General features: G+C 61.9%; 21 protein-coding genes and 2 pseudogenes. 5 read left to right on the top strand and 18 right to left on the bottom strand.

Annotation, left to right across the window (positions count from 1 at the left end):
* Positions 1–73 precede the first annotated feature (73 nt).
* The 3 genes and pseudogenes from IVB48_RS23610 to IVB48_RS23600 form a co-directional block, all read right to left on the bottom strand.
* The gene (locus IVB48_RS23610) at positions 74–1,054 is read right to left on the bottom strand and encodes a hypothetical protein (protein WP_247403448.1); all 981 of its coding nucleotides are present in this window, start codon (positions 1,052–1,054) and stop codon (positions 74–76) included.
* A pseudogene (locus IVB48_RS23605) lies at positions 1,051–2,126 on the bottom strand (nucleotidyl transferase AbiEii/AbiGii toxin family protein). The gene IVB48_RS23610 and the pseudogene IVB48_RS23605 overlap by 4 nt, the downstream one beginning before the upstream one ends.
* Complete coding sequence (locus tag IVB48_RS23600; RefSeq protein WP_247403444.1) at positions 2,119–2,709, bottom strand: DUF6088 family protein; 591 nt, start codon at positions 2,707–2,709, stop codon at positions 2,119–2,121. Before IVB48_RS23600 ends, IVB48_RS23605 begins: the two are co-directional and overlap by 8 nt.
* A 326-nt stretch (positions 2,710–3,035) precedes the next feature.
* Here IVB48_RS23600 and IVB48_RS23595 point away from each other — a divergent pair, with 326 nt between their 5' ends.
* Positions 3,036–4,454, top strand: coding sequence for an ATP-binding protein (locus IVB48_RS23595; protein WP_247403441.1), 1,419 nt, complete (start codon positions 3,036–3,038; stop codon positions 4,452–4,454).
* A gap of 67 nt (positions 4,455–4,521) precedes the next feature.
* On the opposite strand, the pseudogene IVB48_RS23590 reads toward IVB48_RS23595, so the two are convergent.
* The 6 genes and pseudogenes from IVB48_RS23590 to IVB48_RS23565 form a co-directional block, all read right to left on the bottom strand.
* A pseudogene (locus IVB48_RS23590) lies at positions 4,522–4,725 on the bottom strand (hypothetical protein); the annotation flags it as partial.
* 10 nt (positions 4,726–4,735) lie between these two features.
* Positions 4,736–5,113: a hypothetical protein gene (locus IVB48_RS23585; protein ID WP_247403438.1), complete on the bottom strand. Its 378-nt coding sequence runs from the start codon at positions 5,111–5,113 to the stop codon at positions 4,736–4,738.
* Positions 5,114–5,246: 133 nt separating this feature from the next.
* On the bottom strand, positions 5,247–6,533 hold the full coding sequence (locus tag IVB48_RS23580) for a DUF2235 domain-containing protein (protein ID WP_247403434.1): 1,287 nt from the start codon (positions 6,531–6,533) through the stop codon (positions 5,247–5,249).
* Positions 6,534–6,536: 3 nt separating this feature from the next.
* Positions 6,537–7,325 carry an E2 domain-containing protein gene (locus IVB48_RS23575; RefSeq protein ID WP_247403431.1) on the bottom strand — a complete coding sequence of 263 codons (789 nt, stop codon included), beginning with the start codon at positions 7,323–7,325 and terminating at the stop codon, positions 6,537–6,539.
* Positions 7,326–7,334: 9 nt separating this feature from the next.
* Positions 7,335–8,672, bottom strand: coding sequence for an adenylate/guanylate cyclase domain-containing protein (locus IVB48_RS23570; protein ID WP_247403427.1), 1,338 nt, complete (start codon positions 8,670–8,672; stop codon positions 7,335–7,337).
* Between the two features lie 154 nt (positions 8,673–8,826).
* The gene (locus IVB48_RS23565; RefSeq protein ID WP_247403424.1) at positions 8,827–9,939 is read right to left on the bottom strand and encodes a cyclic nucleotide-binding domain-containing protein; all 1,113 of its coding nucleotides are present in this window, start codon (positions 9,937–9,939) and stop codon (positions 8,827–8,829) included.
* Positions 9,940–10,098: 159 nt separating this feature from the next.
* Here IVB48_RS23565 and IVB48_RS23560 point away from each other — a divergent pair, with 159 nt between their 5' ends.
* Together IVB48_RS23560 and IVB48_RS23555 are read left to right on the top strand one after the other, a co-directional pair.
* Entirely contained in the window at positions 10,099–10,416 is a 318-nt protein-coding gene (locus IVB48_RS23560; protein WP_346659012.1) for a helix-turn-helix transcriptional regulator, read from the top strand.
* Between the two features lies 1 nt (position 10,417).
* Complete coding sequence (locus IVB48_RS23555; protein WP_247403418.1) at positions 10,418–11,296, top strand: ImmA/IrrE family metallo-endopeptidase; 879 nt, start codon at positions 10,418–10,420, stop codon at positions 11,294–11,296.
* A 2-nt stretch (positions 11,297–11,298) separates the two neighbouring features.
* Here IVB48_RS23555 and IVB48_RS23550 read toward each other — a convergent pair whose 3' ends face one another.
* Positions 11,299–12,006: a helicase-related protein gene (locus IVB48_RS23550; protein ID WP_247403414.1), complete on the bottom strand. Its 708-nt coding sequence runs from the start codon at positions 12,004–12,006 to the stop codon at positions 11,299–11,301.
* Positions 12,007–12,085: 79 nt separating this feature from the next.
* Between IVB48_RS23550 and IVB48_RS23545 the strand changes: the two genes are divergently transcribed.
* Together IVB48_RS23545 and IVB48_RS23540 are read left to right on the top strand one after the other, a co-directional pair.
* The gene (locus IVB48_RS23545; RefSeq protein ID WP_247403411.1) at positions 12,086–12,238 is read left to right on the top strand and encodes a hypothetical protein; all 153 of its coding nucleotides are present in this window, start codon (positions 12,086–12,088) and stop codon (positions 12,236–12,238) included.
* A 105-nt stretch (positions 12,239–12,343) separates the two neighbouring features.
* Complete coding sequence (locus tag IVB48_RS23540; RefSeq protein WP_247403462.1) at positions 12,344–12,556, top strand: hypothetical protein; 213 nt, start codon at positions 12,344–12,346, stop codon at positions 12,554–12,556.
* A 482-nt stretch (positions 12,557–13,038) separates the two neighbouring features.
* Here the strand turns inward: IVB48_RS23540 and IVB48_RS23535 are convergent, their stop codons facing one another.
* From IVB48_RS23535 to IVB48_RS23500, 8 genes are all read right to left on the bottom strand, one after another.
* Positions 13,039–13,296: a hypothetical protein gene (locus IVB48_RS23535; RefSeq protein ID WP_247403408.1), complete on the bottom strand. Its 258-nt coding sequence runs from the start codon at positions 13,294–13,296 to the stop codon at positions 13,039–13,041.
* A 2-nt stretch (positions 13,297–13,298) separates the two neighbouring features.
* Complete coding sequence (locus tag IVB48_RS23530; protein ID WP_247403406.1) at positions 13,299–13,520, bottom strand: GSU2403 family nucleotidyltransferase fold protein; 222 nt, start codon at positions 13,518–13,520, stop codon at positions 13,299–13,301.
* Between the two features lie 278 nt (positions 13,521–13,798).
* Complete coding sequence (locus IVB48_RS23525; RefSeq protein ID WP_247403460.1) at positions 13,799–15,292, bottom strand: alkaline phosphatase family protein; 1,494 nt, start codon at positions 15,290–15,292, stop codon at positions 13,799–13,801.
* 8 nt (positions 15,293–15,300) lie between these two features.
* Positions 15,301–16,158, bottom strand: coding sequence for an ABC transporter permease (locus IVB48_RS23520; RefSeq protein WP_247403457.1), 858 nt, complete (start codon positions 16,156–16,158; stop codon positions 15,301–15,303).
* A 24-nt stretch (positions 16,159–16,182) separates the two neighbouring features.
* Positions 16,183–17,118: an ABC transporter permease gene (locus IVB48_RS23515; RefSeq protein WP_247403403.1), complete on the bottom strand. Its 936-nt coding sequence runs from the start codon at positions 17,116–17,118 to the stop codon at positions 16,183–16,185.
* Positions 17,118–18,116 (bottom strand): oligopeptide/dipeptide ABC transporter ATP-binding protein, encoded by a 999-nt coding sequence (locus IVB48_RS23510; RefSeq protein ID WP_276576834.1) that lies wholly within the window; start codon positions 18,114–18,116, stop codon positions 17,118–17,120. Before IVB48_RS23510 ends, IVB48_RS23515 begins: the two co-directional genes overlap by 1 nt.
* Entirely contained in the window at positions 18,113–19,099 is a 987-nt protein-coding gene (locus IVB48_RS23505; RefSeq protein WP_247403400.1) for an ABC transporter ATP-binding protein, read from the bottom strand. Before IVB48_RS23505 ends, IVB48_RS23510 begins: the two co-directional genes overlap by 4 nt.
* Positions 19,100–19,227: 128 nt before the next feature.
* A complete protein-coding gene (locus tag IVB48_RS23500; protein WP_247403397.1) occupies positions 19,228–20,808 on the bottom strand; it encodes an ABC transporter substrate-binding protein in 1,581 nt (526 codons plus the stop codon).
* Positions 20,809–21,064 lie beyond the last annotated feature (256 nt).

Raw genomic sequence — 21,064 nt, 5'->3', positions numbered from 1 at the left:
CCGACGGTCGCAGGGCTCGCTGCATCATGTTGATTCCCTTGTGAAACCAACGCGAGCCGGCGCCTGAACTTCATCAAAAGTGAGTCAGAGCCAATATTGCAGGCCGAATGACATTCGTGAGATATGCCAAGGCCCCTTGCGCCAAGGGGAAGAGGACAGTGTAGAGCTGATCGAGGTCGATCATGGCGCCTTTATGCGCGATGTTGTTGCGCTGCTTTATGAGCGAACGGCAGATCGCTAAATCAAGTGGGATAGTCTTGTCGAGCCTTTTCACCTCGCCAAGATCAATCTGCTTCAAGATAGCCAGCAATTTTTCGGCACGTCCCTGCTGCGTTGCTGATGGGTTCTTGAGGAGTTGCTCCAACCTCTGCCTGGCTCCAGCCGAAAGGGACGCCTGCAGGAGGTGGTTCTTCTCGTCGGCCGAAAACAGCGGGTCGAAGAGCGCTTTGAACTCGTCGCGAGATTCCAGCTCTTCAAGAATTACGAACCAGAACAGGAATTTCGACTTGGGCTGGGCTGCCCGCATACCTTCAGCGAAGATTGCGGTCAGCGGCGACCAAGACAGTGCCTGCAGCGACGCCTCGCTGACGACGATGAACTCCTCGGATGTCATCGCCGTGCTTATTTCCGGGGAAATCGTGCCGGGCGGCTTGGGCGTTGAATCTCTCAATCCTGGCCAAAGGGCTTCAAGCAGCAGATTGCCGTACCATGGATCGCGTTGGTTGCCTGCCATGGACACGGTGAACGCATCGATCAAGCGCTGGATGAAGTCCTCGGTATCTTGCAGGCTGCGGGCAGCTACAAATTCGAGGGACAACAGATATTTGTCGCCACCTTGATGCGTCAGCAAGAGCCGGCGGAGGGCGGTGCCGAGGACGTCGGCATCGCCGAAGTCGAACGGCTTTGCTCCGAGTGCCACGCCATCGTGCCAGAACAGCCCTTTGCGGTGAGATAGAAATCCGGGACGGGCAATGGCGTGGGAGGGCGCGAAACGAACGGGCACTTCGTAGCAGGTCGACAACGGGTCAGATGATGATGCTGAAGGAGTGATCATGTGTGTTCCGTCGTTTCCGCACTATTGCGGAGTGGCGATGCGTTGATCGTGTCCTGCAGCTTTTGAATTCGAATGAGGATCTCATCGAACGACAGGGGCTTTTCGTCGAACATCATCGGCGCCATTGCGCGATAGTCGGTGCGCAGGTCCTTCAGACGCGCTTCGGAAGGCATCAGCCGCAGCGTGCCTGGCCGCGCCGTTTCGTAACTCGCCCAGCCCGAGCGGAAGAACACCGCTTTGTGCTTTGCGACCTGCTCGAGAAGTCCGGTCTCAGTGGTGGCTGCCTGTCCGTCGTCGGTGTCGAGCAACATCGCAATATCGTAGTAGTGCCGAGAGAAGTATTGCGCCGTCGCCGAATCCTCAGGCCGGTGCGCCTCAGCGTGCAGCGCCGTGGCCTTTTCCCAGAAGGTGCGCCGCGCAGACAGGACCGTGACCGTGCAATCAGGATTCTCGAAGAAGCCTGGAAAGGCATCCGCCGCGTAAGGACGGATGATCTTCTCTTCGGTCGGCCACGGGTCGCCGCGGGCGCCGAACTCCAACTTTACGCGCGGAGTTATGTAGGCCATGCCTTCATATTCCTCCTCGGGCAGCGCAGTAGGATAGTGAAAGTTCACCGTCTGCGGATCGCTTTCGTCGATCTCCAGCGACCATTCGCCGTTCGTCGGCTCACCGAGATGTTTGGCGATCTCGGCGCGTAAGGTGGGCATCAGCTTCTCGACGATGTGCTTTTCGACATCCCGGACGAGGTCGTCGATGAGCTTGCCGGCCTGCTTCCTGCTGATGCCTTCCTGTTCAGGGTCACGATCGCCGGTGTAGCCGAGGTCGGCACGTCAAATGACAGATCAAGGTCTTCGGAGAAGCGGCGAATGGCGCCGAACGCCTTGGATAAGGATGTCCCACCCTTGAAGATCAGGGTGGGCGCCTCCTCGTCCTGCAGCTCGAAGAGGCGCTTCAAAGTCCAGCAGACCCAAAAGTCCTTTTCGATGACGGTATTGGCGACGCCTCGCGCCGCGCCCGTCTCGCCGAACAGAGCTGAGCGCTCGGAGCCGTCAAGGAGCGCCACTTTATCCATCGACCACACCCGACATGCTGGCGATGGAAACGAGTGTTGACCTCATCCATGCGGGCGCCTGGACGGCGCTCGAGGCGAGAGTTTTCTTGTCGCTCGCTGATAGCCTGCGCGCGGCAACACGAGCGACGTCGGTCGCCCGCGCGGGGCCGAGATGCCGCAGCGCCTGAACGAGCATGCCGGCGGGGCTGCCCGGAGCGATGAGATGCTTGGGTGAGGCATGACGCAGGTCGACGACCCGCTTGCCGAGCACGACACGGCGGGAGGGACCATCTGTCAGGTAGGTGCTCCGGGCCGGAATTTGGGTGGACAGGCCGAGCGCGTTTGCCGCGCGGGCGCCAGCGATTTGCACCTGTGACCCGGTCTCCCGGGCGAGTGCCTGCGCGACGTCATCGGGAGCGGGTGAAAGCAGGCCGAGCTTCGGATGCACCTTGGGGAAATCGTAGAGGCCGCGCGCCAGGCGGCGCAGCTTGCCGCCCTTGGTCAGGCGGGACAGCGCCTGATCGACGGCTGCACGACCGGCCAAGCCCAGGAAGTCGCTGGGCGTAAAGACGCCGCCGCGCCCGCCAGCGCGGGCGCGCTTCATAATCCGATCAGGAACTGATGTGACCTTCGCTTTCATACGTCAGAAAATAGTGTGTCCTTTTCTGACATTCAAGCACTGATTACCGCCCTGCCTGACCCGGGTGCCCCGGCTGCGAAATCGGCCTGCTGTAGCAGCTAAACCGGGTGCCCGTTGCGGCCCATAAACGCGATCTGACCCGGCTTTCAGCTCATACAGGGGTGCGGGGACAGGTCAGCGGTCGAGTTGCAAAATACCGGCAACTAACGCCGATATGGCGTATCGACATGGGACCTGGGCTGCCGATTTCTTCGGCCGCCCGTCGGAATGAGAAACGGCGCGGGTACACGATGGCTTCTCTCGATCTGATCGACCTCTTGGCGGGGGCAAATGAAAACCTTGGCATCGAATTCAAGGCATGGATGGACACGAGGAGCCATGACGCCCGGGCGAAGCTTGCCCGGCATATTGCCGCGCTCGCGAACCATGGCGGCGGATATTTGATCTTTGGAGTGGACGATAAGACAAGGAAGCCTCTCGGTGCGACTGACCTCGATCTCGCCCTGTTCGGCCAGGACGCGATTTCAAGCATCGTCAAAAAGTATCTAGAACCGCGGGTCCAGGTCCTCATCGAGCACATACAATACGAAGGGGTGACCTATCCTGTCGTCGTGGTCCCCTCGCACGGCGCGCGCCCCGTTGTTGCGATTGCCGATGGTCCGCAGGACGATCGCGGTCGATCGGTCGGTGTATCCCTGGGATCGATCTACATCAGGATGGCCGGGCCAGAGAGCGCGCCGATCCGAAGCGCCGATGATTGGAATACACTTTTCGATCGTTGCCTTTCTCATCGAAGCGATCTGCTGGGTAAAGTCCTCCGGCAGTCGCTTGCTCATCAGTCGAGACCCGATCAGAAGGTGATCGCTCTCCTGCAAGCCGCCCTTGATGACACGGCTCAGGACTTCACCACACAGACACAGCTGTTGGCGGGTAAAGCTGAACCCAAGTATCGCGACGAAATTATCCGAGCCGGCACGAATTACTCGGCTCTCGGATATGCGCTCGTCGACAGTGAGGGAGACCTTGTCGAGATTTCCAACCCGCGCTCAGTGAACGACCGTGCCTCGGTCGAAATGCACCGATACGCGCACTATGGTTGGGGCTCGTTCTTGCCCCTGAACGTGCCTGAGCGAGCCCCCCAGGTTCGTATGTCCACGCTTGCCGGGCAAGAGGTCACGTATCTTGAAGGAATGCGGGTCGAGAACACCGGGTTGATCAGCAGCGCTTTCGACTACTGGCGGATTTATGAATGCGGAATCGGTGCAAGCGTCGAATCGTTCCGCGACGATTGGCGGCGCGAGGGTGAGACGGCTCCGCCGCACCTCACGCCCTCTTGGATCCTGATCACAATTCACTCGCTGCTCGCTCACGCTCGCCTCGTCGGGCAAGAAGTTCCGGGCGTCACCCAGGTTGTGGTCCGAATGGAATGGCGCGGCCTGAAAGGCCGCATGCTGGCATGGGATCACTTTCGGCATGCGGCCGGCGGCGGGGCACTGGTTGACGACCGTTTTGCGAAGAATGTCACGGTTGGGTGGGCGACCTTGCGGGACAATTATTTTGAAGCACTGCGACGGGCGGCACTTCCGTTTCTCCGCATCTTTGGGACCGCCGGCTGGTTTGACCCAGACGTGTGGTTGACGCGCGAAGCCGTCGAGGCGCAATTCGCTCAGCAAAGGATGAGTACAATCAGATTGTTTGACGAAGACTGAATAGCCGGTGCGTCGCATCCTCGACCTTGTGGATGCTAAACTTGTTCTACCGGACTGGTGTTCACGGAGGGTCGCCGTTGGCCCACATGCGCTCGTTCCACGACTCGGACAACAGCCTGTCGGCTTGTCGGATTAGCGCCTCCCCTTTGGCCCGGGCATCGGCCGACTGAGCGGCCAAGATCGAGGTCATCGCCCTAGACTTGCCTAGTTCCTTGGCGAGGGCCTTGCGGTCGCCTCCGGAGAGGGGCGTCGGGTGGTGCTTCGGCGCCATCGCCCGCGGCCTACTCGAATCGCGGCCAGCAGCCGTCTTCCTCATGGCGTCCCGTCCGCTGTGTGCACGTGTTGTCTAGAAGGCGCTGGCCGACCTCCTTCCAGATTGCGTCCGAACCGTACAAACGCGCGGCATCCGCCTTCTGGATCTCGACGGTCCGGCCGCAGCGCCGGCAGTCCACCCTCAGTAAATGTTGAGGAATTTGGCTAAGCCGCAGCAGGCGTCCGGATGCGGCTGAGCGCGCGGAACCACGGGCGGCGCCAAGGTCGTCCAAGAGCGCCTGCCAGTATTCGGGTGGCAGATCCGCGTCCTGAGCCAGTCCGCGCGCAGCAGGGGCCTTCCTGCCGACCGCGGCGGCCATCTTGTCCATCTGCTTGGGTGTTGGCATGCGCCAGCTCGCGTTGCGGTCGGTCATACCGCAAGGAGAACATACCAAGAACAATGAGTCGAGTCGGAACTCTGACCACGGCCGCTACTGTCCGCTCGCCTCCAATGCGGAGGTTCGCCGAGCATCCGAACGGCTATGGATCAGGCACGCCTACGCCGGGATCGTCGGCGCGGACCGAAGTCTGCAATTGGCTTGGATCCACGTGTTTGCGCTGGGCCCATTCCACGAGGTTCTGCGGCCGATAGGTTGGATCGGCCCGCCATCGTTTGAAAACATTAGCGTCGATGGTCTCGTTGACGTTGGTGTGGATTCCGTCGTCGCGCGCATCCGGCGCAGCGCCAACAGTTCGATAAAATGGCCGTGGGGAAATGATCTGGTAGGCGCCATAGATGAACTCCCCGTAGGAGTTCTTGATCTTCGCGGTGACGTCGTCGCCGTCCAGATCGACTTCCGACCGGAACGCCAGCCCCTGCGATTCCGCCTTCTTCATCAGCCAGCGCAGCGGCGGCTGCGCGAGCAGGTCGGTTTCGTAGCCGCCGCCGACGTTGGCGTGCGCGCCCACGAACCAACGTTGTTCGACGCTCGAAAGCGGTCGCGGCTTGGCGGTGCTGCGATGGACGTCCCAGATCGTAGGGGCGAACTTGGCGCGATGCTCATCGATGGCGAGCGCGTGATAGCCGTTCTGGATCGGAAGGCGCAGTCCCGTCTGCAGATAGTCGAACTGCGAACTGCTGATGCCAGTGAAGTCGCCCGCCGCGATGCCTATCGAGCCGACGGTATCCCACACGCCGACCACTTTGATATTCACGGGCCGCGCGTATTTGAGCAGCCACTTCTCCTGGGGAGATAGCTTGGCAACGTCACCGGTCGCCTCCTTCTCCTTCAGCTTCCAGATCGTCTCCTCGTCGCCCCTTTTATAGCGATCGAAAAGCTCGCTCACGCCGATCGGCGAACCCTGCTGCAGTAGTCCGTCGATTGCTATCAGACCCGCCAGCGCTCTGGCCGTGTACGCGCCGCGGCTGAAGCCGAAGATGAAGATCTCGTCTCCGTCCCGGTAGTTTTCGATCAGCCATTCGTAGGCCAGGCCGATATTGTCATCGAGCCCTTGTCCGAAGGCACCACCGAGAAAACCGTTCACGCCGACGGAATAGTAGATCAGTTGAGCCTTGCCGTCCTTGCTCGTCGGAGCACACAGGGAGCGCATACGCCACACGTTCGTGTTGGTGTCGACGCTGTTCCACGTACCGTCGAGGAAGACCGCCAGGCGCTTCTGCTGCTGATCCGCTCCGGCGAGGTTCGACTGGCTGCCGCCCTTCTCCCCCGGACGGCCGATGAAGACGCCAATAGCGATCATGGCCGCGACCACCACCAGAAGAATGATCGAATGCGCGATCCGCCAGACCCAGTGCCAAACTTTCATGCGTCACCTCCGAATTGTGTCTTCGTGCGTTTCCGCGGCATGCGATGTTCTTCCGTCGTCCCTTGTCGCGTCTCCGGTCCGCAGGGGGCATTCGCGCATGGTGCCGCAGCAAGCGACGCGTCCGCGCAGAGTCTGCCAGAAATCGTCCACCAGGAGGCGCCGGCGATGCTCGAAAATTATCGGACACCCGAGCCCGATGCGGTGGCAATCTCTCCTGAGGAGTGCCCGTCCCCGCCGATCGGTGCGCCCGCAGATGCATGCGCTTCGTCCGTTGCGGAGCATGCCGGTCTTCGAGTGAATCCTGCTCACGGCTACGGCGACGACGCCGGTGTCGAACGCGACCGCTTCGCGATAGGCGGCTCGAAGCTCAAGCTGATCGGCCGCGTTCTCGGCCGCGAGCTCCATTTCACCTGCCTCGCCGTGCGAAAGTTGCGCTTCGCTCGGCCAAAATCCCGTCTCCTCCGCGGTCTCCTGCCAAAGAGCGAAAGCGTGCAGCTTCATCCACCACGCCGCCGCTGTCTCGTCCGTGATGCCTTCGCCAGCACGTAGCCCGATGCAGAAGGATCCGCCGGGATTGATGTGCCGCTCGGGACAGCACGCCGGCAGCGTGCTTCCGACCGATCGCTCGGATATACTGATCTCATCGCCGACATAGACGGCCTTGAGCTGGAACACCCTGGTGAAGGCCTTGCTATTCCGGACCGCGACGATGTCGATCTCCGCCTCACGGGCGTGGACCGACCGTAACTCGGCCCAGGTCGGACAGCATCGTGCGAGCGCATCAAGCGACATGATGGCTGGTCATCCCCGCGCTGGCTTCGGTGATGCCGCGTGAGACCGTGCCGCCGGTTCGCTGCGCAGTATCTGGACTGCGGGGGCTTGTGGCATCATCAGCAGATCAGATGCCGAATCAAAGGACATCAGTCGCCCGGACGAGAAGTGCTTGCGAACGGTGGGGTCCGCGATACCGGCTGCGACCGCACCGAGGCGGATGCCACCATGTTCTATGGCCTGCTGGGTGCGTTCCGCCTGGATGGTAGCGCGGCTCGCCGCGCAGCGGACGCTGTCTTCGCCGCGATGGCCCAAGCGGGTCATCGGTGTCGGGCCGTACTCGATGCCGACGGCGAGATCGATGGCGGCGTCCGATTGGACGACTTCCATACAGAGATCGAAGGATGACCTCATCGCCGAGGCGCATAGCGCGGCCTGCCGCACGCTGCCGGCGGCATCATCGGCACGCTCGCGCTCGCCGACGCAGCCGTGGATGCAGTCTCCGATGAAGCGCACCCGTTTGCCCCCGAAATCATCCTTGAGGACGGAGTTGAGCTCTTCGCGGATGACGTGGACAATCTTGACCGCTTCTCGGATTGTTTGCGAACCGCCTTGAATCGACTCATCGACGAAATTGGTGAACCCGTCGATGTCGGCGAAGATCGAGGCCATTCCCATACGGATCGAGTTCGCGGGGGAAAGTTCGCTGAACTTAACCGAGGACAGTGGCAGCGCGGGCCGCTTGAAGCGGAACATCGTCTCCGAGGAGTCCAACGCGATGGCCGCGGCGGTGCGGTCGATGCTGTCGAACGCGTACTTCCTCGCTGCGGTCGCGATGTAGGCTTCGTCGAGCGTCAAGGTGCCTGCCTGCTTGCGGATCGCGCCGGCGGCGACGCGCTTCTGAGCCGTTTCGGTGAGGAAGATGCCCTGCTCGGCTCCCGACGCGACGAGCTTTGCAGCGTGGTTCGCGGGCCGCCCCAGGAAGAGAGTGTCCTTTTCGTGCGCGCCGCGTCCCGTAGTCATCGCGAGGGTCTTGCCGTGATCGATGCCGAAGCGGATGCGGGAAGGGAAGCCGTGTGCCTCGCCGACTTTCCGTGCGGCTTCCGTGAGCTTGCGGGCAAGCGCCACGGCTCGCTCGATCTGCGCGGCCGGGTCGCCGACCGGGGAGGCGATGACGGCGTGAAGGCGGGCGCCGTGATAGTCGATCCGGTCGCCGTCGTCGCCGTCGACGAGGGAGTCCCACACCCGGTAATGCATGTTGAGGAAGCGCAGCAGGCGCCGATGCGCCGCCTCGGTCTCCTGGCCGTGCTCCGTCACCAGGTCCTCGAAGTCGAGAAGCTGGCCGTAGAGATGGGCGCCTTCGACCACGAAGGCTTCCCTGAGCGGCATGCGGCTGAGCAGTCCGCGTTTGGCCACAATCGCGCTGTCGAGCGCGACATGCCGATCGACGTCGGGCACCGTCTTCAGGTGTTCGCGGATTCTCGATTTCGCGCGATCTTGGTTCCAGGTCATTACCTTCTCCTCAGATGGAATAGACGTCGAGTTCGACGCCGTGCTTCACTTCCACCTTCGTCGGGCCCCGGAAGGTGTCGGGGTCTGCGCCCGACCCGACCATCAGGTCGCGCAAGGTCGGGCTGATTCTGATCTCTCCGAGTTCGGACGATTTGGCCTGTTCGTACCTGGCGGCGGTGTTGACGGCGGCTCCGAGCAGCGTGACCGCGACCCTGTTCTCGGCGCCGAAGTCGCCGAAGGCGACGTCGCCGGCGTGCAGACCTATACGCAGCCCCAGCGGCAGGCCGTGCTGCTCGAAGTAGGCCCGGCATTCCGAGACCACCTTCAGCACGCAAGCGAGCACGGCGGCCGGCTCGCATTTCTCGCGATCGCCGGAATCGACGAACCAGTAGGCCATCGCGCCGTCGCCCATCAGCTTGTCGACTTGGCCCCCGCCGTCGCGTACCGCGTTGATCTGGATGGCGGCGAGTTCGCTGAGATGGGCTGCGACCTCGGTAGAAGGCCTGGAGGCCGACCAGACGCTGAAGCCGGCGATATCGCTGAAGAAGATAATTGCGCGTCGGTTCTGGATGGCAGGCCGCTCGCCGCGGGTCGCCATCTTGACGATTCCGAGAGCGTCCCCGTCCGAAAACCGGCGGAGAAGCAGTTCATGCTGCCCGGCCAAGCTGCGCAACTCGGAGCGCATGTCGGTAGCCTGCTCGAGCTTCTGGTTGATGACGCTCGCCAACGTCAAGGTCCAGACGACCTTCTCCCGATCCTGCAGCCGCTCCTGGAAGGAGGCGTCGATGCACAGCAGCTTGACCGGTCCGACCGCCCTGACGTCGGCCGTCCGTGTGCCGTCTTTGCCGGACAGAACATGGACGAGGCCTTGCTCGCCGAAGAGTTCGCCGGGAGTGCGGAAAACGACGATCTGCTCGTCGGCGAGTACCTCGACCTGGCCGCTGATGATCAGCCAGCATCCCCGAACGCGCTCGCCGCGCCTACAAATCGATTCGCCATGGAGAACGTCGTGCACGGTGCCGAGGCGCGTGCGTTCCAGGGCGCTTCGGATCGTGGCCGGGTCCGGACAGAACTGCTGGAGAAAAACGTCGAGCTTTTCCTCGACATCGGCAGGAAAGGGCATATTTGGTATTCCACTTGCGCGTGTAAACGCAGCTAATAAGCAACCATTTTCTTTTGCGGTACATTAAGTATGTCTATTCCGAACATACAAAGGTCTTTGCCGCCAGTCAAGGACGGACTATGCTGCCACTCCGAACAAAGCGTGAAGAGGATGCAGCGCATGGCAGAGACCATCCGGGATCGCATTAAGACACTGAGAAAGAACGCTAAATTGACGCTAGATCAAGCGGCGGAACAAGCGGGATTGAGCAAATCCTATCTCTGGGAACTTGAAAATCGCGATCTTCCGCGTCCGTCTGCGGAAAAGCTTGCCGGGCTGGCACGCTCCTTCAACGTGACGGTGGACTATTTGCTCGGCGGCGAATCGGTCGAAAACTTGGGATCTGCGGAGGACAAGGCTTTCTTCCGCGAATACCAATCCATGACGTCGGAGGCCAAGGCGCGGCTAAGGCGGCTCGCGAAAGCCTTGGACGACTGACATGGATTTCGAGGGGTGGGGACTTCAGAGGTGGGCCAATCACTTCAACCAGATGCTGAACCTGGCGAACCCGCCCGATCGATACCGTTTCGACGTAGGTCGCCTGGCCATGGAGACGAGCGCGCAGATGTTTCCAGGCGATCCGATCACGAAGGTCGAAGAAGAGGACCTCGACGGATTCGCCGGCGCTCTCGTCCCGTCTGAATCCAGAGCCAGGTGGGGCATAGCCTTCGGCAAGGGACAGTCGCCCGGGAGGCGCAGGTTCACGATTGCCCACGAATTCGGTCACTTCCTGCTCCACCGGAAGAAATATCCGAACGGCATCCATTCGAGCGAAGCCGACGTCGATGGCCGGACGAAGCTTGAAGTCGAGCGCGAAGCGAACGAATTCGCAGCGTGGCTGTTGATGCCGTTGGACGATTTCCGGAAGCAGATCGCGCCGAGAGACAAGCCCGACTTCGATGAGATCGGCAGCTGCGCGGACCGCTACGAAGTCTCATTGGTCGCTGCGGTCCTGAGATGGCTCAGGTACACCGACACGCGAGCGGTTTTCGTCAACTCCGTTGACGGATACGTCAATTGGGCGTGGTCTAGCGATGCGGCTTTCAAGAGCGGCGTCTTCATCCGCACAAGCCGGGGTCCAGTAGAGCTTCCGGCCGGATCCGCCGTCGCGCAGGAACAGTTCACGCCGGAAGCCCGCAGCGGCATCGATCAGCCCACGGGAGTTTGGTTCAACGAGCGCGCCCGAGAACTCACATTCAGAAGCGAGAAGTACGACACGGCCTACACCTTGCTGCACCTGGGAGCCGCCGAACCAAAGACATGGGACGAAGGAAGGCCTCTCGAGGATACCTATGAACGCTTTATGCGCGACAAGTGAAACTAGACGTCGGCACGTTCTCGCTCGCCCCAACCTCGGGATAGCCGTTGCTTCACGTCGTGGCGCGCCAGCACTTTCTCGCAGAGCTCCCATCGTTCGCCCTTGGGGACGACGTCGCCGGCGTAGCGCAGGTCGAACGCATTCGCCCGGGTCCGGCGCTCCGTGTACTCCCGTAGGCGAGCCTCGAGCTGCTCCTCGTCCTCGATCCAGTGGTCGTCGATGACGTCCGGCAGCGTGCCGAAAATATCGAAGCGGTTCCGCATGCGCTCCGAAAGCTTGGTGTAGACCTTTTCGTCGACCGTCTGCTGCGCGACCCCGTGGTAGAGCAGGTTCAGCATGTCGACGCGGTCGCGGCGCTGACCGAAGCGCTTGATCCGTCCGATCCGCTGCGCGAGCCGGGAGGGATTCCAGGGCAGGTCGATGTTGATCAGAGTGCCCAGCGTCTGGAGGTTCAGGCCTTCGCAAGCCGCGTCGGTCGCAACGACCAGTCGGATCGTCCGCTCTCTCACGGCGCGCTTGATCTGCTCGCGCTCGACGCTCTTCCATTCCCCGCTGATGTACATGCCGGACTTGCCGGCGCCGGCGTACACCGCGATCGGCTCACCCGGGATCCGCTGCGTCAACGCCTCGCCCACCCACTTCGCCGTGTCGAAATACTGGCTGAATGTGTTTCGGCGCCGGGTCTCGACCATGGTCGGCGTGGGGGTCACATCATCCCATTTAGCGAAATCAATGGATTGAAGGGGTCCCGACAGTGCCGATGGGGGTCACTATTCGATCAGCATTCACATGGAATGGGCGGCGAAGGCGCCGGCAGGCGCGACCGGCACGGACAAGGACGTCGAAGAACTCAAGGCGGTCGCGATCTTCTGCGGCGCCGGGCTGTTGCTATCCCTCTCAGCAGCCATGGTCTTCCCGGACCTCTGGTTCGCCCTCTTCTGAGCGATTGCCACGGACCACACCGAGTGGCACCAGGCCCCCCGCCGTTCTTGACTCCCAGGCCATCGGCATACTCAACTCCGCCGATCAATGTCGTGGGGTTGTGTCATGGAGCAGGAATTCTACCAGGGCGTCGCCCATCGGGTCCGGACCCTCGCCGAGAAGGCCGATCCGTTCACCAGGCGACGCCTGCTGGATCTCGCCAAGCGATACGATGCGAAGAGTGGTCAGCCACCCCGCCCGGCAGCGGCCGAGCGTCCGCTGCCGGTGCCGCGGACGACGCCACCGGCATCCATCTTCTCCGGACCCGGCGAAGCCTAAGGTGTGGACGGCGGCTGCCATCGCTGCATGATTGAACGGCTGCGGGTCAAGACGCGTTCGCTCGGACTCGCTCGCGTCCTTCGCGAGCGGCGGCAGCGGAGGCACGGGCGCAACGACCGTCTGAGCCGCAGCCACCTCGACCGGCACATCGACGACCGTGCGCCCCTCCATGAATTCGAGCACGGTCCGCCCCTTGTCGGTGATCTTCCACCCGCCGTTTTCGCGATCGACCAAGACGTCGAGTTCCGGCACGCGCGCGGCCAGCCGCCTGGTGCGGTCGGCCCGGTCCCGGCCGCTGGTCGCCAAGATGGGGATGTCGCGCTTGATGTCCTCCATCACGGCGAAGCCGCGAAAAGCGAGCGCTTCAACAGAAAACGCGGGTCCAGGCGCTTGACGTCGAATCCTTCGTGCGGATCGAATGGCCCGATGACGCAAGCAAACTCCCACTTGGCGCAAGCGCGGACCGACTAGCCGAGTCGTTTTCAAAGTGGCCCCACAGTCCGCGGGGGCGCCCATGCTGGTGCTGGTGCTGTGATGATGATGCCGGTGATGATGCCGCTCACGATCACCGTCGGCATGCCGATGAGCAGCAGCATCATGCTGATCACCATCATGGTGCCGCCGATGATCGGCGCCGGATACGCCGGCCTCGGTCTTTCGAACCTGACTGTTAGGCGGGCCGCGGTGTCTTTCTTAGCGAAAAGCGGCTCCGCGCTGTCTACCACTTCTTTCGGAAGCATCTTCAGCTGCTCTGCGTCGAATGGTAGGTGGCCCAAACCCGCGGGTCTGGAGCGACGATGCGCACCGGTTCGCCCTTCTCATCGATCGCGGTTGCCTCGAAAGCCGGCGATTTCTGCAGCCAATCGAGTCCTTCGATTTGAACGGCAGTCAGGTGTTCGATAGATGAGATCTGCCAACTGTCGATCGTGCTACGAAGGCACCAGGTCGACTTGCTTGTTTTCAATCACCCCCAGGCTGACGCCTTCTTCGTAGTGCTTCAAAGCTTCTCTCGGATGCTTCGGCAGCCATCGTTAGTAGTTGGCAAGATCGACCCGGAGAGCACTGCCGTACACGGCTCCCGGCAAAACGGCTACGGAGGAGTTCCTGAGACTCCTCGGCCCGCTTACCTCGCGCTCTGGCCAGACGCGCTTGCTTGGAGATGGCGCGGCTTCCGGACGAGCTGCGGGACGGCATCCCGGCGCTCGCTACCGATCCCGCTCCCGCATGCGAAAGCCACCAGGCTCACGCGGCGTTCTCTGCAAAGCCGCTTTCGATATAGGCTGCGGCTCCTACCTGTATGCGGCGCAAGACCTGGTGATAAGTGGAGGAGCTTGCTTCATAGACGGTCTCTACGACCGAAGCGGCTGCAGCCTGGGGCAATGTCGCAAACGTCTCGTTGAGGACGCGCCCATCCATCTGGCTAGGGGCGACAATTCCCAAGAGATGCAGAATGGTCGGCGCGATGTCGCAGATTCCCGACGGAACTTCTGAAAGGCTGCCCGAGCGGAAGGCAGGTCCGGCGAGAATGCCGACAGCCTCCATCTCTTTAGGATGCAAGCCGCCGTGTACTCCCAGTCCGATCGCCGCGTCGTTGCTCCAGGTTCGGCCGATGAGGCCGAATGGATCGAATTCACTATCGGCGCGATAGGAGAACAGGATGTCGCTGGAACGGGCATGATCTGCCATCACAAGCTGTCGCGCAAAACTGCCCGGCGCGATGCCGTCGACGTCATTTCGTCCAGCGGTGAAGATCGGTCCGCACCACGGCGCGTTGGTCATTGCTGCGACGGCCCGCCGGATCTTCAGCTCCGAGGGGTCTGCCAGATAAATGGCTCCGACCTGCCCGGGAACGAGTATCGCATCTACGTCTTGTCCGGGCGCCGAGCCGCAACGGAATCCGGCATCTCTCAGCACTTGGTGAACGTCAGCCTGCGCATGGACGCTCACGTGCCCATGATCGGAGACGGCAATGATGTGAACGTCCTGCCGCCGCCCTTCAGCCTCCCACCAGTCCAGAACGCGACCGAATTGCTGATCGGCCCAGGCGAGTGCTTCCAAGGTCCCTACCCCTGCCGTGCCGCAGTAATGAGACGAGCTGTCCGGTTCGCCAAAGGAGAGAATGGTGACGTCCGGCCGAAGCTGTGGCCAGACGATGTCAAGCAAAGCCGCCGTCAAATAGCTCTGCGCTGCGAGGTCGGGCGTTCCTGCAGGCGGGGGCCCCGGGGGCGGACCGATTCGAGCATTCAGCGCCTCGAGAAGAGATCGGGAAGTCGCGAGCCGCGCGAAGTGCCCCGAGATTGTGGGATGACCGAGCGTGCGCGCCTTGTGGTTGAACAAGCGGGTTGTCCCGGCAGAATTCGACGCGAGCACCGCGAGCGTCTTGCCGTGGGCGGCAAGAACCTCGCCGAGCGATGGCGCGCCCATGAGGCGCCCGCCGCTCAACGCATCCAGGGTTTCGACCAGTTGATCATCCGCCGTGTCGACGTAGCGTGACGGCTCCGCTGCCCGGTCGAGGTATTGGTTCCCGACCATGCCATGGCGCCCGGGTGATGCGCCGGTAACAAGGCTAGGCATCGCCGCCCGCGTTTCGCTCGGATAGACGGTGACATTACAGGCGAGGGTCACGCCCTGCCGCTGCAGCCTATGAAGATGAGGAGTCGTTGTAGCATTAATAAGATCGGGACGGAGCCCATCGAAACTTACAAGGATGATGCGGCGGGTAGCAGGGTGAGTCACAGAGCCCTTCACGATAATGTCTTGTCCATGCGGTCGCGCAGCCAGTCCCCCACCAGCGAGATGGACAGTGTGGTGAGCGAGATGATCAGCGAAGAGGGGACGAGTATCCAGGGCGCGCGGGTCAGATAGTCACGACCATAGCCGACCATATTGCCGAGGGAGGTGAGCGGGGGCTGCACGCCCAGACCAAGGAAGCTCAGACCACTCTCGAGCAGAATAATATCCGGAAAGGCAAGCGTCATGGTGACGATCAAGGTTGAGGCGATGTTCGGTAGGATGTGGCGCAGGTAAAGGCGGCAAGGTCCTGCGCCCAGCTGACGTACGGCGACCACATAGCCTTGCGTGTTCGCGCTCATCGCGAGCGCGCGCGTGACGCGCGCGTAGCGCTCCCAGCCATGAAGGCCAAGGAGGGCCACGAAGAGCGGCAGAGAGTTACCCACGAATGCAAGTACGGCGAGCGCCAGAACGAGAAACGGCATGCTGGCCTGGAAATCGACACATGCGAGGATGAGCTGTTCGACCCAGCCGCGGAAATGGGCGGCGAGAAAGCCGAGCGTGGTACCCAGGCATGCGCCTATCAACGTGGCTCCAAAAGCAATGAAAAGGCTCATCCGGATCGATATAAGTAAGCGCGCCAGCAGGTCCCTGCCAAGCTCGTCGGTGCCGAACAGATGCGATACGTGCCCCCCGAACCCAATAGGCGCGGCGAGACGATGCCGAAGATCAAGTGCGGCATAATCATAGGGAGCGAGACGATCTGCCAGGATCGCGATGACGAGCATGAGCGCGAGCCAAGCGATGGCGCCTTGCACAGCAAAATTGCGCCAACGAAGTACTCTCTTCTTCTTAACGTGAGCAAACGACATCTGTCCGGCAGACATTTCCGCCATCTACGCTCCTCCAGCAGAGCGCGTATCGCGCAGACGCGGATCGAGCATACCGTAAAGGAGATCGACTGCGAGGTTTGTCGCGATCATGGCGGCTGCCACCAGCAGCAAGATGCATTGGACCACAGCCAGATCGCGACTTACGACGGAGACGACGAGCAGACTGCCGATTCCCGGCCAGGAAAAGACGCTTTCGACGAGCACCGTCCCCGCGATTAAGTTGCCTACCATCAAACCCACGATGGTCAACACTGGTATGGCGGCATTGGGCAGGGCATGACCCGTCACGACTCTGCGCCATGGCACACCCTTGGCACTCGCCGTGCGGATATAGGCTTGCCCGAGCACCTCGAGCATGGCGCTGCGGGTGAAACGAGCCAGAACGGCCGCGCCGCCAAGGCCAAGCGTGACCACCGGCAGGACCATATGGCGCACGCTGCCGGCGCCCCCTGAAGGAAACCAGGGAAGCTCGACCGCAAAGGCGAGCACGAGTACGAGCCCGAGCACGAATGAAGGCACGGTGAAGCCCGCTACCGTCACCATCATCACCAGACGGTCAGTGAAACTGTCGCGCTTGAGGGCTGCATAGATGCCGGCCGGAATGCCTAGGAGAAGATTGAGGGCGAGTGCCGGAGCAGTGAGCATCAGCGTGACCGGGATGCGTTCGGCAACAACCGTGGCGGCAGTACGCCCGTCCCGCATGGATTGGCCGAGATCTCCGTGGATGACCGCAAGAAGATATTTTACGTATTGGACCCAGAGTGGTGCATCGAGCCCCCAAGCCTTGCGAAAGGCCTCGACCGCATCGGCCGACGTTTCAGGCGACAGCATCGCGCGAGCGGGATCGCCAGAGGCTCGCAGAACCACGAAGGCGAATGTGACTACCATCGCTATGGTGAGCACGGCGCGAGCCACCCGAGTCATGATGAAGCGGGTCATCAAGCGACGCTCCCAACTTGGAGACCATCCCTGTTGATCAAATGGCAAGCGACCCTGCGTCCTGCGCCTACGGATGTGAGCTCGGGCACAATCCATGCGCAGGCCGGAAGAGCCGCCGGACAACGTGGATGGAAGGCGCAGCCGGCGGGCCGCGCCGATGGATTGGGCGGATCACCTTGCAGGATCGTCCGCTCGCTACGCCGTCCAGGCCTGGGTACGGCGGAAACCAGCGCTTTTGAATACGGATGCAAGGGGGCGCGCAGAACTGCATCGGGCGAGCCTTCTTCGACGATCGAGCCGAGATACATCACGGCGATGCGATCACTGATCTGCCGAACGACGCGCAGGTCATGGCTGATGAAGATCATCGCCATGTGCCGCCGCTCCTGCAGGTCACGCAGAAGATTGACGACTTGAGCCTGGATCGAGACGTCGAGCGCGGACACCGGCTCGTCGCACACGATGAGGTCCGGATCGGTCGCGAGTGCTCGTGCCAACACCGCACGCTGGCGTTGGCCACCTGAGAGTTCATGAGGATAGCGCGCCCCGTGATCGGTTCTGAGGCCAACGTCGGCGAGGAGCCTATTGATCAGGTCCGCTCTTTCGGACTTGCTGCCGATCCGATGAATTTCGAGCGGTTCTGCGATTTGCGCCCCGATCGTCAACCGGCGATCGAGCGCCCCCAGCGGGTCCTGAAATACCATTTGGATTCGCATCCTGAGATGCCGCCAACGGATATCGCCCATCGGCGAGAACTCTTGTCCGCCGAAGCTGACGGTGCCCGCATCCGGTCGTTCCAGGCCAATGAGAAGCCGGCCCGCGGTGGATTTTCCGCAGCCCGATTCGCCAACAAGTCCGAGCGTCTCGCCGCTGGCCAGAGACAGCGACAGTCCATTGACGGCGTGGACCGTCGAGTGGCCCCGAAACAGGCCCTGGCGCAAGGAATATCGTCGGACAAGCCCATCGGCTTGGAGAAGCGGTGCGACCGTCATCGTCATGCGGCGACGGTCTCGTCCTGGCACCGCTGGCCGGTGACATGCAAGCAGGCAATTCTGTGGTCGGCATTATCCTCCACAGACGTCAATTCGACAGTGCATTCGCCACACCGGTCCGTGCGCAGGTCGCAGCGTGGCGCGAAGGGACATCCTGGCGGAAGGTCCGCCGGGCTCGGAACGACACCGGGAATGGCGGCGAGGCGCTGCCGAGGCCCGTCCAGATTCGGGAGGGCCCCAACAAGCCCGCGTGTATATGGATGAGTGGGATGGTCGAACAGACGCACGGCGGGTGCTTCTTCAATGATGTGCCCGGCGTAAAGCACCAGCACGCGCTCGCAGATCTCGGCGACAACGCCCAGATCATGTGAGATCAGGACCAGCGCCATGCCTCTTTCGCGTTGAATCTCTTGCAGAAGCTCAAGGATCTGCGCCTGAATAGTGACGTCCAAAGCCGTGGTGGGTTCATCGGCGATGAGGATGTCGGGCTGTCCCGCAAGCGCCATGGCAATCATGACCCGCTGATTCTGCCCACCGGAAAACTCGTGCGGATAGCCGCCAAGCCGTCGCGCCGCATCGGGAATGCCGACCTGATCCAGCAAACGACGCGCTTCGTTGAGCGCGCTGCGCCTGTCCATCCCACGATGGAGCTGCAGAGCTTCGCCGATCTGATCGCCCACGGTACGCACGGGATTGAGCGCGCTGGTCGGATCCTGAAAGATCATTGCAATTCGGCCACCACGCACCTGTTCCAGATGACGGGCGGGAGCATGGAGAAGCTCTTCGCCAGCAAAGCGTACGCTGCCTGCCGTCCGGGCGCGTGCCCCCAAGAGGCCAAGCGCCGCAAGCCAAGTCACCGACTTTCCGCAACCACTTTCGCCGACCATGCCCAGCGCTTCGCCACGGCGGAGACCAAGATTTATTCCACGCAGCACCGGCACCTGGTCGAAAGCGACCTGCAGCCCTGTGATCTCAAGAAGTGGTGTCATCTGAGCTCCCTGTCCTGCCAGCGTCGACGCGGCTGCTCCTCGCGGGCGGCGTCGTAGGGATTGCGGGAGCCGGGCAGCCCACGTGGTGGAGCTGCGCGCAAGCGGAGGAACGCGTCATTCATCCTGATTCAGGTCCGGATCAAGGCGCTGTTGAATGGGCCGAAATTGAGATCGAGCGTCAGCCCCGGCAACCAGGGTACGTCGCGCCGCTTGCCATAGAACTGGCCGGACACATGCAAAATCACACAGGGTGGATCGACGTCATTGATAATCTCGAGCATGCGGCGGACGATTGGACGGCGCTGCTCGGGCTCAGCGGTCTCCTGGAGCTGCGCGCCCAAGGCGAAATACTCCTCGTTCTTCCAGACCCCAACCGACTTCGGCAGGGCGCCGCTGGGGCCGTATTCACGCCAGGGATGGCCGAGATGATCCAGAAACAACGCCGTGTTGGAGGTGTCGAAGATCGCCCGCACCGGCTGGCGCTGAACTTGGGCAAAGTTTTCCATCATCTCGATTTTGACGTTCAGGCCGACTGCACGCCACATCTCGATCATGGTTTGCGCGCCAGAGATCTGATTGGGGTAGTAGTTGTTGAGGAGCCGATAAATGATCGGCTCTCCTTTGTAGCCCGCCGCAGCGACCAGCTCCTTCGCCTTATCAGGATCATAAAGCAGCGCGGGGAAATCCTCGATGTAGCCCTGGCCATAACTCGCGAGTTGATAGCCATTCGGAATCGGCAGACGGTTCGCCCACAGGCTCTCGATCAAGAGCTTGCGATCGAGCGCAAGGCTCATCGCACGGCGGATCCGCACGTCTTTCAGCACTGGATCGTTCTGGTCGAGCACGAGCGAGCGGATATTCTGTACTGGCCCGCCCGAGACCTGGAGATCGGCCCGCTTCTCGATACGCTCGAATTGATCGGGTGGGATGTCAGTGATGAGATCGAGCTCGTTGGCAAGAAGGCCGTTCACGCGCGCGGAAAGCTCGGGAATAATGCGGTATTCGACGCCCTCAAATGGTGGCCGCCCGCCCCAATATGCATCGTGCGCAGTCAACGTGACATGGATGTCGAGCTTGTGATTGACGAGCTTGTACGGGCCGCTCCCTACAGGAGCTGCCGTCCAGCGCTCCCACGAGCCCGCGGCGGTGAACGCGCGCTTACAGACGATCTCCGCTCCCCAGGAAGCCAGACGCTGCTCAAGCAGTGCGTCGTTCCCTTTGGCGTGGACAATGACCGTATAGGGATCGACGACATCCACTTTGTCGATCCGGTCCAGCGACTGCAGCGCATCGGACATTCCGCTGCGGCCCGGTCCTAAGAGGTGGTCGGGCCCGAGGCTAAAGGCGACATCTTCGGCAGTCAGCGGGCTTCCGTCGTGGAACGCCACGCCTTTGCGCAGGAACAGCCGCAGCGACTGCGCATCAACTCGCTCCCAACGTTCGGCCAATGCCGGCCGCAGCGCCATCCCATTGGCGTGGTCAAAGCCAATGAGGCTATCAAACAGCTGTGGCATGATCCGCCGAATGGCGGTGTCGGTTGCGATGACTGGGTCAAACGTGCGGGGAAAGCCGGACATGCCAACTCTTAATCGCCGCCGGGCTGGTTTCTTGCCGTCGCTCTCAGCCCAGACGGCGCTCGCGGTCGGCAACAAACCTGCTGCGAGCGCACCAGTCAAAGCCTCTCGCCGTGTCAGATGGCTGCGGGTCATCACCGTCTCCCGGAATTCGCTTCAATCAGTACGGAACGCATAGCCTTGACCTTGCGGCGATCAGCAGATCCTCGCAGAGGCCGAAAACTAAGATCGCTGATCTCGTGCTTGCCAAACGTGTCCGACGTTAGAGCCGCGAAATGCTACGCTGCGATGACATTCATCGACTAAGTCGATGTTCACGTGCGCAGATGAGATGACATGAGGCTTCCGGGCAGAGAACGGTGCCTCCTCGGAACTGGGTCGCTCCCGGTTG

Source organism: Bradyrhizobium sp. 76, assembly GCF_023073025.1.
GTDB lineage: Bacteria > Pseudomonadota > Alphaproteobacteria > Rhizobiales > Xanthobacteraceae > Bradyrhizobium.
Note: the sequence above shows the minus strand (reverse complement) of the source record. Positions and strands in the feature narration are given on the sequence as shown.

Bases quoted from the DNA above. Each gene is read 5' to 3' on its own strand.
- IVB48_RS23575 (WP_247403431.1), bottom strand. From the start codon at position 7,325: ATGTCGCTTGATGCGCTCGCACGATGCTGTCCGACCTGGGCCGAGTTA.
- IVB48_RS23595 (WP_247403441.1), top strand. From the start codon at position 3,036: ATGGCTTCTCTCGATCTGATCGACCTCTTGGCGGGGGCAAATGAAAAC.
- IVB48_RS23505 (WP_247403400.1), bottom strand. From the start codon at position 19,099: ATGACACCACTTCTTGAGATCACAGGGCTGCAGGTCGCTTTCGACCAG.
- IVB48_RS23545 (WP_247403411.1), top strand. From the start codon at position 12,086: ATGGAATGGGCGGCGAAGGCGCCGGCAGGCGCGACCGGCACGGACAAG.
- IVB48_RS23520 (WP_247403457.1), bottom strand. From the start codon at position 16,158: ATGTCGTTTGCTCACGTTAAGAAGAAGAGAGTACTTCGTTGGCGCAAT.
- IVB48_RS23560 (WP_346659012.1), top strand. From the start codon at position 10,099: ATGGCAGAGACCATCCGGGATCGCATTAAGACACTGAGAAAGAACGCT.
- IVB48_RS23585 (WP_247403438.1), bottom strand. From the start codon at position 5,113: ATGCCAACACCCAAGCAGATGGACAAGATGGCCGCCGCGGTCGGCAGG.
- IVB48_RS23580 (WP_247403434.1), bottom strand. From the start codon at position 6,533: ATGAAAGTTTGGCACTGGGTCTGGCGGATCGCGCATTCGATCATTCTT.
- IVB48_RS23600 (WP_247403444.1), bottom strand. From the start codon at position 2,709: ATGAAGCGCGCCCGCGCTGGCGGGCGCGGCGGCGTCTTTACGCCCAGC.
- IVB48_RS23510 (WP_276576834.1), bottom strand. From the start codon at position 18,116: ATGACGATGACGGTCGCACCGCTTCTCCAAGCCGATGGGCTTGTCCGA.
- IVB48_RS23555 (WP_247403418.1), top strand. From the start codon at position 10,418: ATGGATTTCGAGGGGTGGGGACTTCAGAGGTGGGCCAATCACTTCAAC.
- IVB48_RS23535 (WP_247403408.1), bottom strand. From the start codon at position 13,296: ATGCTTCCGAAAGAAGTGGTAGACAGCGCGGAGCCGCTTTTCGCTAAG.
- IVB48_RS23540 (WP_247403462.1), top strand. From the start codon at position 12,344: ATGGAGCAGGAATTCTACCAGGGCGTCGCCCATCGGGTCCGGACCCTC.
- IVB48_RS23500 (WP_247403397.1), bottom strand. From the start codon at position 20,808: ATGACCCGCAGCCATCTGACACGGCGAGAGGCTTTGACTGGTGCGCTC.
- IVB48_RS23610 (WP_247403448.1), bottom strand. From the start codon at position 1,054: ATGATCACTCCTTCAGCATCATCATCTGACCCGTTGTCGACCTGCTAC.
- IVB48_RS23565 (WP_247403424.1), bottom strand. From the start codon at position 9,939: ATGCCCTTTCCTGCCGATGTCGAGGAAAAGCTCGACGTTTTTCTCCAG.
- IVB48_RS23515 (WP_247403403.1), bottom strand. From the start codon at position 17,118: ATGACCCGCTTCATCATGACTCGGGTGGCTCGCGCCGTGCTCACCATA.